The 17,066-nt window shown below is 75.0% G+C and carries 1 protein-coding gene (cut by a window edge); it reads left to right on the forward strand.

What is annotated here, in order from left to right; translation table 11 throughout:
* On the forward strand, nucleotides 1-17,066 hold the 5' portion of the coding sequence (locus tag ACZ7OH_RS39585; RefSeq protein ID WP_470285593.1) for an SDR family NAD(P)-dependent oxidoreductase. 9,979 nt of this gene lie beyond the right edge of the window; only the first 17,066 of its 27,045 coding nucleotides appear in the window; the start codon lies at nucleotides 1-3; its stop codon lies off the right edge, out of view.

Consider the following 17,066-nt stretch of genomic DNA (forward strand, 5'->3'; position numbering starts at 1 on the left):
GTGGATCGAGCCGAGCACATTGTCCGCGAAGGTGCCGTCGCGATCGTGGGCCTGGCCTGCCGCCTGCCCGCGGCGCCCGCACCCGGCGCGTTCTGGACACTGCTGCGCGACGGTGCCGACGGCACGTCCGAGGTGCCGCCGGAGCGCCGGTCGTCGGTGCCGCCGGAGACCCGCCGCGGCGGGTTCCTGTCCGAAGTGGATACCTTCGACGCCGCGTTCTTCGGCATCCCGGCCCGCGAGGCCGCGACCATGGACCCGCAGCAGCGCCTCGCCCTCGAACTGGGCTGGGAGGCCCTCGAAGACGCGCGGATTGTGCCGTCCCGGCTCGAAGGCTCCTCGACCGGTGTCTTCGTCGGCGCGAGCGCGGATGACTACGCGACCCTGCTCAAGCAGGGCGGCGCGAACGCGATCGGGCACCACACGCTCACCGGGCAGAGCCGGGCGGTGCTGGCCAACCGGCTGTCCTACGCGTTCGGCCTGCGCGGGCCGAGCCTGTCGGTCGACACCGGGCAGTCGTCGTCGCTGGTCGCCGTGCACCTCGCCTGCGAAGCCCTGCGCAGCGGCGAAGCCGACCTCGCCATCGCCGGCGGCGTGCAGCTGAACCTGGCCCCGGAAAGCACGATCGCCGCCGACCGGTTCGGCGGCCTCTCGCCCGACGGCCGCTGCTACACCTTCGACGAGCGGGCCAACGGCTACGTCCGCGGCGAGGGCGGCGGCTTCGTCGTCCTCAAGCCCCTCGCCGCCGCTCTGCGGGACGGCGACCGCGTCCACTGCGTCATCGAAGGCGGCGCGGTCAACAACGACGGCTTCAGCGAAACCCTCACGACGCCGAGCGCGGAGGCGCAGGAGGCGGTCATCCGGGCCGCGCTGCGTCGCGCCGGCGTCTCCGCCGACGCCGTCCGGTACGTCGAACTGCACGGCACCGGCACCCGCGTCGGTGACCCCCTGGAGGCCGCCGCGCTCGGCGCCGTCTTCGCGCCCGGCCGCGGCGAGGACCCGCTGTGGGTCGGCTCGGTCAAGACGAACATCGGCCACCTCGAAGGCGCCGCCGGCGTCGCGGGCGTGCTGAAGGTCGCGCTGTCGCTGTCCCACGGCGAAGTCCCGCCCAGCCGCAACCACGAGCACCCGAACCCGGCCATCCGGTTCGACGACTGGCGCCTGCGCGTCGCCGTCGAGGCGGTCCCGTGGGCGGAAGGCTCGTACGCCGGGGTGTCGTCGTTCGGCATGGGCGGCACGAACTGCCACCTCGTGCTCTCCGCCGCGCCCCCGACCGCGGAACCACCGCGGCAGGCCACGACCGAACCGGCCCCCTGGGTGCTGTCGGCCCGGACCCCCGGCGGCCTGCGCGGGCAGGCCGCCGCCCTGTCCACTGTGGACGCCGACGCCCGCGACGTCGCGCACTCCCTGGTCGCCACTCGCAGCGCGTTCACGCACCGCGCCGTCGTCCTCGACACCGGCGCGCTGCCCGCGCTCGCAGCCGGCGAGCCGTCGGCCGACGTAGTCACCGGGACCGCCGGCGAGCACCGGCTGGCCGTGCTGTTCCCCGGCCAGGGCGCCCAGCGGCCCGGCATGGGCCGCGAGCTGTACGAGCGGTTCCCGGTGTTCGCCGAGGCCCTGGACGAGATCTGCGCGCGCTGCGACACCGAACGTCCGCTGCGGGAAGTGCTCTTCTCCGAACCGGGCTCGGCCGACGCAGCTGTACTGGCCGAGACCGGGCACACCCAGCCCGCGCTGTTCGCCTACGAGGTCGCGCTGTACCGGCTGTTCGCCTCGTGGGGGATCGAGCCGGAGTACGTGGCCGGGCACTCGGTGGGCGAGATCGCCGCCGCCCACGTCGCCGGCGTGCTGTCCCTCGACGACGCGTGCGAACTGGTCACCGCGCGCGGCCGGCTGATGAGCTCGTTGCCGCCGGGCGGCGCGATGGTCTCCGTCCGCGCCGCGGCCGGCGAAGTCGAGCCCCTGCTGGGCGACGACGTCGTCCTCGCCGCGGTCAACGGGCCCGAGTCGGTCGTGCTGGCCGGCCCCGAGGAGCCGGTGCTGGCGCTGGCCGCGCGCTTCGAGGCCGACGGCCGCAAGGTGACGCGCCTGGCCGTCTCGCACGCTTTCCACTCGCCGCTGATGGACCCGATGCTGGCCGAGTACCGCCGGGTCGTCGAGCAGCTGGACCTGCGGCCGCCGCGGCTGCCGATCGTGTCGACGGTGACCGGCCGCGTGATCCGCCAGGCTCAGCTCGGCGAACCGGAGTACTGGATCCGCCAGGCGCGCGACACGGTCCGCTTCGCCGACGCCGTCGATACGTTGTCCCGTCAGGGCATCACCGCGTTCCTCGAGCTGGGGCCGGACGGCACGCTCACCTCACTGGTCCGCGCCTGCCTGGACAACCCGGTCACGGTCCGGTCGTCGCGTTCCCGGCGTCCGGAGGACTTCGGTGCCCTCGCCGCACTCGCGGAACTGCACGTCCGCGGCATCGACGCCGACTGGACGAAGCTCACCGCCGGCGGCCGGCCGCTCGATCTGCCGACCTACGCCTTCGATCGCGAACGCCACTGGTTCGACGCCCCCGAACCGAAAGCCACGACCGTCCCGGTCGACCGCGACCTGCTCAAGCTCGTGCGCGCCGAAGCGGCCGCGGTCCTCGGCGCCGAGGTCGACCCGACTACGCCCTTCCGGGAGCTGGGCTTCGACTCGGCGATGAACGTCGACCTCGCCGTCCGCCTCGGCGCCGCCACCGGTCGCACGCTGGCCACGACGGAGCTGTTCGACCACCCGACCGTCCGCGCGCTCGCCGAACACCTCGCCGGCGCCGGACCGGCGGCGGCCGTCACTACCGCGTCGACGGGAGACGCGGACCCGGTCGTCATCGTCGGCCTCGGCTGCCGCTACCCGGGCGGAGCTGGTTCCCCCGAAGAACTCTGGCGGCTGATCGAGTCCGAAACGGACGCGATCACCGCGATGCCCGCCGACCGCGGCTGGCCCGCGTCGGTGCTCGGCACCGGCCGGCCGGGCGGCTTCCTCGCCGACGTCGCCGGGTTCGACGCCGGCCTCTTCGGCATCTCGCCGCGCGAAGCCCAGGCGATGGAGCCGCAGCAGCGGCTCGTGCTCGAAGTCGTCTGGGAAACCCTGGAACGCGCCGGGATCGCGCCATCGTCGCTGCGCGGCACCCGCACCGGCGTGTTCGTCGGCGCCACCGCGCAGGACTACGGCCCGCGACTGGCCGAAGGCACCGGCGGCGCCGAAGGCTACGTGCTCACCGGCACCTCGCCGAGCCTCGTCTCCGGCCGCGTCGCGTACGTGCTCGGCACCGGCGGCCCGGCCGTCACCGTCGACACGGCGTGCTCGTCGTCGCTGGTCGCGCTGCACCTGGCCGTGCGGTCGGTGCGCTCGGGCGAGACGTCGCTCGCCATCGCCGGCGGCGTCACCGTGATGGCCGAGCCCGGCATCTTCGTCGAGTTCGCCAAGCAGGGCGGCCTGTCGGACGACGGGCGCTGCAAGGCGTTCGGCGACGGCGCCGACGGTACCGGCTGGGCCGAAGGCGTCGGCATGGTCGTCGTCGAACGGCTTTCGCGCGCCCGCGAGCTCGGCCACGACGTCCTCGCGATCGTGCGCGGCTCGGCGGTCAACTCCGACGGCGCGTCCAACGGCCTCACCGCGCCCAGCGGCCCGGCCCAGCAGCGCGTGATCTTCGAGGCGCTCGGCGACGCAGGTCTCACCGCCGCCGACGTCGACGTCCTCGAAGCCCACGGCACCGGCACCCGCCTCGGTGACCCGATCGAAGCCCGCGCGGCCCTCGCAGTCTACGGTCAGGACCGGGAAACGCCGCTGCTGCTGGGATCCGTGAAGTCCAACATCGGGCACACGCAGGCCGCTGCCGGCGTCGCGGGCGTGATCAAGATGATCGCCGCGATGCGCCACGGGGTCGTGCCGCGCACGCTGCACGCCGACGCGCCGTCGTCCCATGTCGACTGGACGGCGGGGGCGATCGACCTGGCCACCGCCGCCCGCGAGTGGCTCGACGCCGGACGGCCGCGCCGCGCGGCCGTGTCCTCCTTCGGGATCAGCGGCACGAACGCGCACCTGATCCTGGAGCAGGCCCCGGCGGACACCGTCGCCGAACCCGCGCGCGAGGTCGTCGTGACGGCCGTGCCGTGGGTGGTCTCGGCGCGATCCGAGCCTGCCTTGCGCGCTGCGGTCGAGCGGCTGCGGGACGTCGACGCCGACCCGGTCGACGTCGGGTATTCCCTGGTCACGACCCGGTCTTCGTTCGACCGCCGGGCCGTGCTGCTGGGCGGAGCCGAGATCGCGAGCGGCATCGCACCCGCGGTCGAGCCCGCCGTCGCCGCGGTGTTCGCCGGGCAGGGCACCCAGCGCCCCGGCATGGGCCGCGAGCTGGCCGCGCGGTTCCCGGTCTTCGCGGCCGTGTACGCCGAGGTCTGCGCGCACTTCCCGGCCGAAGTGGCCGACGCGATCCGCACCGAAGACCCGGCCGTGCTCGATCGCACCGGGGTCGCGCAGCCCGCGCTGTTCGCGCTCGAAGTCGCGTTGTTCCGGCTCGTCGAATCGCTCGGTGTACGCGCGGAACGGGTGGCCGGGCACTCGATCGGCGAGCTGGCCGCGGCGCACGTCGCCGGGGTGCTCGCCCTGCCGGACGCGTGCGCGCTCGTCGTCGCGCGCGGCCGGCTGATGGAGGCGCTGCCCGAGGGCGGCGCGATGATCGCGCTGCAGGCGACCGAGGACGAGGTCCGGCCGCTCCTCACCGACGGCGTCGCGATCGCCGCCGTCAACGCCCCCGAGTCGCTGGTCGTCTCCGGTGAGGAGGACGCGCTGCTGCGGCTGGCGGCGTCGTTCGAGGAGGCCCGGCGGCTCTCGGTGTCGCACGCCTTCCACTCGCCGTTGATGGCGCCGATGCTCGACGACTTCCGCCGCGTGGCCGAAGAACTGACGTTCCACGAGCCCACGCTGCCGGTCGTCTCGACGGTCACCGGCCGCCCGGCCGAGCCGGGCGAGCTGACCGATCCGGGCTACTGGGTCGCCCAGGTCGTCGCGACCGTCCGGTTCGCCGACGCGCTGGAGACGTTGCGGGACAACGGGATCGGCTCGTTCGTCGAGATCGGCCCGGACAGCACCTTGTCCGGCCTGGTCGCGCGGACGCTGCCGGACGCGGCGCCGGTGCCGCTGCTGCGCTCGGACCGTCCCGAGGAGACGGCGTTCGCGACCGCGCTCGGCCGCCTGCACGTGCTCGGCGCCGAACTCGACTGGCCGGCGTTCTACGCGGGCACCGGCGCCCGGCGTGTCGCCCTGCCGACGTATGCCTTCCAGCACGAGCGCTTCTGGGCCACCGCCCGGCCCGCGGCTCGTCCCTTCGATCGCTCGGACCACCCCCTGCTCGGCGCACCGGTCGAGCTTCCCGGTGAAGACGGCGTCGTGCTCACCGGGTACGTCTCGCCGGACACGCTGCCCTGGCCGGCCGACCACGTCGTCGAAGACCGGGTCCTGTTCCCCGGTACCGGGTTCGTCGAGCTCGCGCTGCGCGCCGGCACGGAGGTCGGCTGCGGCGCGCTCGCCGAGCTGACCCTCACCGCGCCGCTGCCGCTGGCCGGCGACGGCGTCACCCTCCAGGTCCGCGTCGGCGCCGACGCGGGAGTGGACGATGGCCGCCCGGTCACCGTCCACTCACGCGCCATCGACGGCACGTGGACCGAGCACGCCACCGGCCGCCTGGTCGCGGCCGTCCCGGTGCCGGTCCTGTCGTCGGGGGAGCGCGGCGAAGACATCGACGTCGACGAGCTGTACCCGACCCTGTCCGCCGCCGGGCTCGACTACGGGCCCGCGTTCCGCGGCGTCCGCGCCGCCTGGCACGAAGGCGACGACCTGTGCGCGGACCTCGTGCTGCCGCAGGAAGCCGGTGACCCGGCGGGCTACCTGCTGCACCCGGCCCTGTTCGACGCCGCCCTGCACTTGGTGCCGTTCCTCGGGCTCGACCCGCGCCCGCGTGCCCGGCTGCCGTTCGTCTGGTCCGACGTCGGCCTGCACGCGGTCGGCGCGTCCGCGCTGCGGTTGCGGATCCGGCGCCTCGGCCCGGACACCGTCACGCTGTCGGTGACCGATCCCGAAGGCGCTCCGGTCGCCACCGTCGGTTCGCTGGTGCTGCGGCCTCCGGCCGACGCCGCCCCGGTGGCGCCGCCACTGCTGCACGTCGAGTGGACGCCCAAGGACCTCGGCGCGCCGGCCGACCTGACCTGGGCCGTCGTCGGCCCCGACGACCAGGGCCTCGGCGCGCTGCTGACCGGCCGCCACGCCGTCCCGTCGTCGGCCGACGTCCTGCTCGTCCCGGTCCCGGACCCGGTGGGCCTGCCCGTCCCGGCCGGCGTCCGGCTGGTGACCTCGACCGTCTTGAGTCACCTGCGCGGGCACCTCGAGGACGACAAGCTGCTGGTGTTCGTCACCGGCGGCGGCCCGGTCGCCGCCGCGGCCGAAGGGCTCGTGCGCTCGGCCCAGGCCGAACGCCGGGGCCGGTTCTTCCTGCTGTCCGGCGTGCCTTCGGCAGCGGAGCTGGCCGCGCTGCCGACCTCCGGCGAGACCGAGGTCCGCGTCCGCGACGGCCGCGTCGAAGTCCCGCGCCTCGCCCCGGTGACCGCCGAGCCCGGACCGGTCGACTGGGGCGACGGCGCCGTCCTGATCACCGGCGGTACCGGTGGCCTCGGTGGCCACGTCACCCGCCACCTGGTGACGTCCCACGGCGTGACGCGGCTGGTGCTGGCCGGCCGCCGGGGCGCCGACGCTCCCGGTGCCCGCGAGCTGTCCGACGAGCTGACCGCGCTGGGTGCGTCTGTCGCTCTGGTGGCCTGCGACGTGGCCGATCGCGACTCCGTCGCCGCGCTGCTCGCCGCCCACGACATCACCGGTGTGGTGCACGCGGCCGGCGTGCTCGAGGACGGCGTCCTCGCCGCCCTGACGCCCGACCGGCTCGCCCGCGTCCTCGCCCCGAAGGTCGACGCGGCCTGGCACCTGCACGAACTCGCGCCGGACCTGTCGGCGTTCGTCGTGTTCACGTCGGTGTTCGGCGTGCTCGGCAACGGCGGCCAGGGCGCCTACACCGCGGCCAACGCGGCTCTTGACGAGCTGGTCCGCGTCCGGGCGGCCGCCGGGCTCCCGGCGCGCGCGATCGCGTGGGGTCCGTGGGGCCGCGACGGCGGCATGACCGGCACGCTGTCCGAAGCCGCGCTGCGGCGGATGGCCCGGTCCGGGCTGCCGACGCACTCGGTCGCCGACGGGCTGGCCTGGTTCGACGCCGCGCTGGCGGGCGCCGAGCCCGCCGTCGTCGCCTCACACGTCGACCGCACCGCCCTGCGCGCCCTCGACGTCGTGCCGCCGGTGTTCCACCGCCTGGCTCCGCCGCGCCCGCGTCGCGCGGCCGCGGCGGCGACGGACTTCGGCGCGCTGGTCGTCTCGACGGTGGCGAACGTGCTCGGGCACGCGTCGGCGGCGTCGGTCGACTCGACGCTGACGTTCCGCGAACTCGGCCTCGACTCGCTGACCTCGGTCGAGCTGCGCAACCGCCTCGCCGAGGCGACCGGGCGACGACTGCCGGCGACGCTGGTGTTCGACCACCCGACTCCCGACGCCGTCACGGCGTTCCTGTCCGCCGAGGACGGGCCGACCCAGCGCCCGACTCGCGTGGTGGCGCGCGACGACGACGCGGTGGTGATCGTCGGCATGGCCTGCCGGTATCCGGGCGGTGTGGCGTCGCCGGAGGACTTCTGGGACCTGCTGGCCGAAGGCCGCGACGGCATCACGCCCATCCCCGCCGACCGCGGCTGGCACACGCCCGGCGCCGACTTCGAAGGTGGCTTCCTGCACGAAGCCACCGGGTTCGACGCCGACTTCTTCGGCATCTCACCGCGGGACGCGCTCAGCGCCGACCCGCAGCAGCGGCTCCTGCTGGAAGTCTCGTGGGAGGCGTTCGAACAGGCCGGCATCGACCCGACGTCACTGAAGGGCTCCGACACCGGCGTGTTCGCCGGGGTCATGTACCACGACTACGCGGCCATCGCGCAGGATCCTGAGGCACGCGGCTTCGACGTCAACGGCACCGCGGGCAGCATCGCCTCCGGCCGGGTCGCCTACGCCCTCGGGCTGGAAGGCCCGGCGGTCACGGTGGACACCGCGTGCTCGTCGTCGCTGGTGGCGTTGCACTGGGCGGCGCGGGCCCTGCGGTCGGGGGAGTGCTCGCTGGCGCTGGCCGGTGGCGTGACGGTGATGTCGACGCCAGCGACGTTCCTCGACTTCGCCCGCCAAGGCGGTCTCGCGAGCGACGGCCGCTGCAAGTCCTTTTCGGACGACGCCGACGGCACCGGCTGGTCCGAAGGCGTCGGCCTGCTGGTGCTGGAGCGGCAGTCGGACGCGCTCCGCAATGGACACCGGATCCTGGCCGTGGTGCGGGGGAGCGCGGTCAACCAGGACGGCGCGTCGAACGGGCTCACCGCGCCGAACGGGCCGTCGCAGCAGCGCGTGATCCGGGCGGCGCTGGCCGAGTCCGGGCTGTCGACCGCGGACGTCGACGTCGTGGAAGCGCACGGTACCGGCACGACATTGGGCGACCCGATCGAAGCGCAGGCGTTGCTGGCGACGTACGGGCAGGACCGCTCGACGCCGCTGCTGCTGGGTTCGGTGAAGTCCAACATCGGGCACACCCAGGCCGCCGCGGGCGTCGCGGGCATCATCAAGATGATCCTCGCCATGCGCCACGGCGTCGTCCCGAAGTCGTTGTGGGCCGGGACGCCGTCGTCCCACGTGGACTGGACGGCCGGGTCGCTCGAACTGCTCGCCGAGCCCCGCGAGTGGCCGGTCTCGGAGCGGCCGCGCCGGGCCGGGATCTCGTCGTTCGGGATCGGCGGCACCAACGCGCACGTCGTCATCGAGGCACCGGCCGTCGTTTCCGCTCCCGCGGCCGAGCGCCCGACGGTGCCGTGGGTTCTCTCGGCACGCTCCGAAGCCGCGCTCGCGGACCAGATCATGCGGGTCACCGCCGCCGCCCCCGCTCCGCTCGACGCCGGGTTCACCCTGGCGACCACCCGGGCGCGGTTCGCCCACCGCGCGGTGCTGCTCGCCGGCGACGACGGCGTCCGCGAGGTCGCCCGCGGCGTCGCGGCGCCGGGACCGCTGGCCTTCCTCTTCACCGGCCAGGGCGCCCAGCGGATCGGGATGGGCCGGGAATTGGCCGCCGAGTACCCGGTGTTCGCGGCGGCGTTCGACGAAGTGCTGGCGTCGTTCGACCCCGAACTGCGTTCGGTCGTCTGGGGTACCGACGCGGAGGCGCTGGCCGAAACCGGCCACGCGCAACCGGCGTTGTTCGCGATCGAGGTCGCGCTGACGCGGCTGCTCGCGTCGTGGGGTGTGCGCCCGGCCTTCGTCGCCGGGCACTCGGTGGGGGAGATCGCGGCCGCGCACGTGGCCGGGGTCCTCTCCCTGGCCGACGCGTGCAAGCTGGTCTCCGCGCGCGGCCGCCTGATGCAGGCCCTGCCGCGCGGTGGCGCGATGGTGGCGGTCGAAGCGTCCGAAGAGGACGTTCGCGCCGAACTGATCGACGGCGTCGACCTCGCGGCGGTGAACGGGCCGCGGTCCGTCGTGCTGTCGGGCGTCGAGGACGCCGTGCTGGAAGTGGCGTCCCGCTTCGGGAAGACGAAGCGGCTCACCGTGTCGCACGCGTTCCACTCGCACCTGATGGACCCGATGCTCGACGAGTTCCGCGCGGTCGTCGCGGAGCTGTCCTTCGAGCCGCCGGAAATCCCGGTGCTCGCGGCCGGCGACGTGACGTGCCCGGACCACTGGGTCGACCACGTCCGCGCGACGGTCCGGTTCGCCGACGCGCTCGCCCGGCTGACCGCAGCGGGCGTGACGACGTTCGTCGAGGTCGGGCCGGACGCGGTGCTGTCCGGACTCGTCGACGACCCGGCCGCAACGGCGACGCCGGTCCTGCGCCGCGACCGCCCGGAGGCCGCCGCGATCCTGGAAGCGTTGGGCCGCCTGCACGTCACCGGGTCTACTGTGGACTGGCCGGCGTGGTTCGCCGGCTCGGGCGCGCGGGTCGTGGACCTGCCGACGTACCCGTTCCAGCACCAGCGGTTCTGGCCGACGGCGCCCGGGCACCCCTTGCTCGGCCCGGCCCTGGACCTGACCGACGGCAGCGTGGTCCGCACAGGCCTCCTGACGACGGCGACCCAGCCGTGGCTCGCCGACCACACGGTCCACGGCACCCCCGTCCTGCCCGGCACGGCGTTCGTGGAGCTGGCCCTCGCGGCGGACGCGGACCTCGGCGTCGATGAGCTGACGATCGAGTCCCCGCTGGAGCTGACGGCGGCCCGCGAGCTGCAGGTGCGGGCGGGCGCCGCGGACGACGACGGCGCGCGAGAGTTCTCCGTGTCGTCGCGGCCGGAGGGTACGGACGAGCCCTGGCAGTGCCACGCGAGCGGCCGCCTGGTCCCGGAGATCGCCGCGGCCGACGGCTTCGGCTCGTGGCCCCCGGCCGGCGCCGAACCCCTCGACCTCACCGGCCTCACCGACCGGCTCGCCGCCGACGGGCTCGGCTACGGTCCCGCGTTCGCCGGGCCCGCGCTCGCCTGGCGGCGGGACCAGGAGATCTTCGCCGAAGTCGCGCTCGCCGACGCGCACCGCCCCGACGCGACCGCCTACGGCCTCCACCCCGCCCTCTTCGACGCGACCCTGCGGCTCGTCTCGCTGCTCGACCCGGACTTCACCGGCAGTGTCCCGTTCTCGTGGCAGGGCGTCGCGCTGCACGCGACCGGCGCGGCCGCGCTGCGCGTCCGGCTCACCCCTGCCGACGGCGGTCTTCGCGTCACCGCGACGGACCCGGCCGGCACGCCCGTGGTGTCCGTGGACCGCCTCGTCCTCCGCCACCCCGGTGCCGCGAAGGCGCCGCAACCCCTGTTCCGGCTGGAGTGGACGCCCGTCACCGCCGAGGAAGTCCCGGCCGCCTTCGACGTGCTCACCGTCGCCGGAGACCTCGGCGACGTGCCGCGATCCCTGCGCGAGGTGACCTCTCACGTCCTGGGCAGGCTCCAGGAAACCCTCACCGGCGACCGCACCTTGGTCGTCGTGACGCCGGCCGCCGACCCGGTCGCGGCCGCCGCCGGGGGGCTGGTCCGCGCGGCCCAAGCCGAACACCCCGGCCGGTTCGTGCTCGTCGAAACCGACGGCTCCCGCGCACTCGCCGTCGCCGGTGACGAACCCGTCCTGAAGATCGAGGAAGGCCGCGTCCTGGCCGCCCGGCTCGCCCGCGCCACCGGGACGGAGCTGTCACGGGAAAGCTCGGGCGGCACCGTGCTCATCACCGGCGGCACCGGTGGGCTCGGCAGTGCCGTCGCCCGCCACCTGGCCGCGCGCGGCCGGCGGGACCTGCTGCTCGTCAGTCGATCCGGTACCGCCGATCCCGCCCTCCTCGCCGAGCTCGGCGACGGCGCCGAGGTGGCGGCCTGCGACGTCGGCGACCGCGCCGCCCTCGCCCGGCTGCTCGAAGGCCGCGAGATCACGACCGTCGTCCACGCCGCCGGTGTCCTCGACGACGGCACCCTCGCCGCGCTCACCCCCGAACGTTTCGAGCCGGTCCTGCGGGCCAAGGCCGATGGCGCCTGGTACCTCCACGAGCTGACCGGGCCCGGCACCGAACTGGTCTTCTTCTCCTCCGTCGTCGGCACGTTCGGGGGAGCCGGTCAGGCGAACTACGCCGCCGCCAACGCCTTCCTCGACGCGCTCGCCCGTCGTCGCCCGAACACCGTGTCCCTCGGCTGGGGCCCGTGGGAATCCGGCAGTGGCATGACGTCGACACTGTCCGAAGTGGACTTGCGCCGCCTTGCCGAAGCCGGGCTGCCGCCGGTCACCGTCGACGCCGGGCTCGCGCTGTTCGACGCCGCCCGCGCGGCCGGCGAGCCCGCGCTCCTGCCGCTGCCGCTCGACCTCGCCGCCGTGCGACGCCGGCCCGAGATCCCGCACGTGCTGCGCGGTCTGGTCCGGCCAGGCCGCCGCCGTGCCGCCGCCGGGTCCGCACAGGCGGGCGACCTGGTCCGCACCCTCACCCCGCTGCCCGCCGCCGAACGCGCCGAAGCGCTGGCCGGGCTCGTCGCCACGCACGTCGCGCTCGCCCTCGGGCACGCCGACGCCGCCGCGATCGACCCCGTCCGCGCCTTCTCCGACCTCGGGTTCGACTCCCTGTCCGGCGTCGACCTGCGCAACCGGCTCGCCGCCGCGACCGGGCTACGCCTGCCGACCACGCTGGTGTTCGACCAGCCGACCGTCACCGCGCTGGCCGCGTACCTGCTGGCCGAGCTGTTCGACGCCCACGCGCCGGCCGCCGAGGTCCGCCGTGCGGCCGTGAGCACCGGCGATCCGGTCGTGATCGTCGGGATGGCCTGCCGCTACCCGGGCGGGGTCACCACCCCCGACCAGCTCTGGGACCTGGTCGCGGACGGCCGCGACGCCGTCTCGGAGTTCCCCGCCGACCGCGGCTGGGACCTCGATGCGCTCTACGACCCCGACCCCGATCACCCCGGCACGTCGTACACGCGCCACGGCGGGTTCCTGCACGACGCCGCGGACTTCGACGCCGAGTTCTTCGGCATGAGCCCGCGCGAAGCCCTGGCCACCGACGCCCAGCAGCGGCTGCTGCTGGAGACGTCGTGGGAGGCCGTCGAGCGCGCGGGCGTCGACCCGGTGTCGCTGCGCGGCAGCGCGACCGGTGTGTTCGCCGGGGTGATGTACCACGACTACAGCCGCCTGCTCGGCGGCAGCGAAGACGCCGAAGGCTACCTGACCAGCGGCAGCGCCGGCAGTGTCGCGTCCGGTCGGGTGTCCTATGTGCTCGGCCTGGAAGGCCCCGCGGTCACCGTCGACACCGCGTGCTCGTCTTCGCTCGTTTCGCTGCACCTGGCCGCGCAGGCACTGCGGTCGGGGGAGTGCGACCTCGCGCTCGCCGGTGGCGTCACCGTGATGGCGACGCCGTCGACGTTCGTCGAGTTCTCCCGGCAGCGCGGCCTGTCCGCCGACGGTCGTTGCCGCTCCTTCGGCGACGGCGCGGACGGCACCGGCTGGGCCGAAGGCGCCGGAATGCTTCTGCTGGAGAGGCTTTCCGACGCGCGTCGCAACGGCCACCCGGTCTTGGCCGTGGTCAGGGGCAGCGCGCTCAACCAGGACGGCGCGTCCAACGGCCTGACCGCGCCGAACGGCCCCTCGCAGCAGCGCGTCATCCGCGCCGCACTGGCCAGCGCCGGTCTGTCCACTTCGGACGTCGACGCGGTCGACGGTCACGGCACCGGCACGCAGCTGGGCGACCCGATCGAGGCGCAGGCGCTCATCGCGACCTACGGCCGGGATCGCGAGACGCCGCTCCTGCTGGGCTCGGTGAAGTCCAACCTCGGGCACACGCAGGCCGCCGCCGGGGTCGCGAGCGTGATCAAGATGGTGCTCGCCATGCGGCACGGCGTGCTGCCACCGACTCTGCACGCGGACACCCCGTCGTCGCGCGTCGACTGGGAGGGCGTCGCCCTCCTCGGTGAGCCGACCGAGTGGCCGGAGACCGGCCGGCCGCGCCGGGCCGCGGTCTCGTCGTTCGGGATCAGCGGCACGAACGCCCACGCCATCCTCGAACAGCCGCCGTCCGCTCCGGAGCTACCGGCCCCGCCCCAGCCCGCGTTGGTGCCGTGGCCGCTGTCGGCCAAGTCCGAAGCCGCGCTGCACGCTGCCGTGGCGAGCGTGACCGCGCTCGACGCCGCGCCGCTCGACATCGGCTTCTCCCTGGCCGGCCGCTCCCGGTTCGCGCACCGCGCGGTCGTACTGGCGAACCGGGAACAGATGGTCACCGGCGACGCGGTGCCCGGCAGGACCGCATTCCTGTTCAGCGGCCAGGGCGGCCAGCGGGCGGGCATGGGCCGCGAACTGGCCCGGCGGTTCCCGGCGTTCGCTGAGGCCCACGACGCCGTCCTCGCCGAGTTCGGCCCGGCGATCGCCGACGTCGTGCGCGGGGACGACCAGGCTCGCCTCGACCGCACGGAGTTCGCGCAGCCCGCATTGTTCGCCCTGCACGTCGCGCTGCTGCGGCTGGCCGGGTCTTGGGGTGTCACGCCCGACGTCGTCGCCGGGCACTCCATCGGCGAGATCGCCGCCGCGCACGCCGCCGGGGTGTTCTCGCTGGCCGACGCGTGCCGGCTGGTCGTCGCGCGGGGTGCGCTGATGCAGGCGCTGCCCGACGGCGGCGCCATGGTCGCCGTCGTCGCGAGCGAGGACGAGGTCCGGCCGCTGCTGGGCCCGGACGTCGCGATCGCCGCCGTGAACGGCCCGCGCTCGATCGTCCTGTCCGGCGCGGCCGAGGCCGTCGCCGAAGTGGCCGCGCGGTTCGAGAAGACGCGGCGGCTCACGGTGTCGCACGCGTTCCACTCGCCGCTGATGGAGCCGATGCTCGCGGAGTTCTCCGGCGTCCTGAGCGGACTCACGTTCACCGCACCGCGGCTGCCGTTCTTCTCCACGGTGGAATCCGGCGCGGAACCGACCACAGTGGACTACTGGGTCCGGCACGCGCGCGAGGCGGTCCGCTTCGCCGACGCCGTCACGACCCTGACCGGCGCCGGGGTGACGCGGTTCGTCGAGGCCGGTCCGGACGGCGTGCTGTCCGCGCTGGTGGCCGACGCGCCCGCGGTGCCGCTCATGCGCCGTGACCGCGGTGAGGAAACCGCGTTCGTCGAGGCCGCGGCGCGGCTGTTCGTGGCCGGGATCGACGTCGACTGGCGGCCCGCGGTGGCCGGCGGGCGGCAGGTCGAACTGCCCACCTACCCGTTCCAGCGCGAACGGTTCTGGCCCGCGCCGAGGCCGTCGCGCGCGGGCGGCCCGGCCGCGCACCCGCTGCTTGACGACGTCGTCACGCTGGCCGGCTCCGACGAGGTCGTGCTGACCGGCCGGCTGTCGGTGGCCGCGCAGCCGTGGCTGGCCGAGCACGTCGTCGCTGGGACGACCCTGCTGCCGGGCACGGCGCTGGCCGAGCTGGCGATCCGCGCCGGCGACGAGTGCGGCTGCCCGCGGCTCGACGAGCTGACCATGGCCGTCCCCCTCGTGCTCCCGGCTTCGGTGCAGGTCCGCGCGGGCGAGCCGGGGGAGCACGGCGTCCGGCCGGTGTCCATCCACTCACGACAGTCCGAAGAGGACCCCTGGACCGAGCACGCCACCGGCGCGCTGAGCGCCGCCTCACCCGCTCCCGCCGCGGACTCCGGAGCCTGGCCGCCCCCTGATGCGGACCCGGTCGACCTGGAAGACTTCTATGCGGACTTCGCGGCGGACGGCTTCGGGTACGGCCCGCGCTTCCGCGGCCTGCGCGCGGCGTGGCGCCGTGACGGCGACGTTTTCGCCGAAGTCGCCCTGGACGCCGAGCACCACGCGGAAGCGGCGGAGTTCGGCCTGCACCCGGCGTTGCTCGACGCCGCCCTGCACGCCCTGACGCTGCGCCCGGGCACCCCGGCCCGCGTGCTCCCGTTCTCGTGGCGCGGCGTCTCGCTGCACGCGACGGGTGCGGTGGCACTGCGGGTTCACATCCACGGTGACACCCTCGACCTGACCGGCCCGGACGGCCACCCGGTCGCCACGATCGACGCCCTGGACTTGCGCGAACACCGTCCCGCGGCCCAGCGCACCGACGCGTTGTTCACTCTTGCCTGGGTCCCCTTGCCGGCGCCGGCGCCGGCGACGGAGGCGGTCCTCTGGGGCGACGACCCGTTCGGGCTCGCCCTGCCCGGTGCCCCCCATCTCACCGCCGCCCCGCTGGTGGTGACGTGCCTGACCGGCGCCGCGGACGTCCCGGCCTCGGCGCACGACCTCACTTGCCGCGCCCTGGACCTGGCCCAGAAGTGGGTCGCGGAGTCCGAGTCGGGCAAGCTGGTCTTCGTCACCCGCGGCGCGACCGACGGCACGGACATCCCGGCGGCCGCGGTGTGGGGCCTGGTCCGCGCGGCTCAGGCCGAGCACCCGGGCCGCTTCGGCCTCGTCGACGTCGACGACACGACCGAGCTGCTCCAGGCCGCCCTCGCGAGCGACGAACCCCAGCTCGCTCTCCGGGACAACGCCTTGCTCGCCGCTCGCTTCACTCCGGCGCTTTCCCGGGAAAGTGCCGTCTCCCGCAATCCGAAGGGGACGGTCCTGGTCACCGGTGGGACCGGCGGCCTCGGCGCGGTCATCGCCCGGCACCTCGTCTCTACCGGCACGCGCCGGCTGGTGCTCGTCAGCCGCCGGGGGGTCGACAGTCCCGGCGCGCAGGACCTCGTCGCCGAACTCACCGCGGGCGGGGCCGACGTCACCGTCGCCGCCTGCGACGTCGCCGACCGGGCGGCCGTCGAGCAGCTGCTCGACGGCCGCGAAATCGCCACGGTCGTGCACGCCGCCGGGGTGCTCGACGACGCCCTTCTCGCCGACCTGACCCCGGACCGGCTGGCCGCCGTCCGGCGGCCCAAGGCCGACGCCGCCTGGCACCTCCACGAACTCCTGGCAGACGCCGAGCTGGTCCTGTTCTCATCCGTCTCGGGCACGCTCGGACTTCCCGGCCAGGGGAACTACGGCGCCGCCAACGCGTTCCTCGACGCCCTCGCCGAACACCGCCGTGCCCAGGGGCGCCCGGCGGCGAGCCTGGCCTGGGGCCCCTGGGTGGCGACGTCCGGCATGACCGCCGACCTCGGCGACACCGGCCTCGACCGACTCGCCCGCGCCGGCTTCCCGCCGCTGTCCGTCGAGCAGGGCACCGGACTCTTCGACGCCGCCCTCGCCGACGGCGCCGCTGTGACGCTGCCCGTCCGGCTGGACCGCGCCGTCCTGCGCCGACGCGACAATCTCCCGCACCCGCTGCGCGGACTCATCCGTCCGCGGCGAGCGGCCGCGGCGACGCCCGAACGGCGGCTGCGCAGCCGGGCCGAGGCCGCGGTCGTGGTCGCGAACGAGGTCGCCCACGTCCTCGGCCACCGCGGCACCGAGCGGATCACGCCCGCGAAGTCGTTCTCGGAGCTCGGGTTCGACTCGCTGACGGC

It is taken from the genome of Amycolatopsis sp. NPDC114478 (assembly GCF_055633805.1).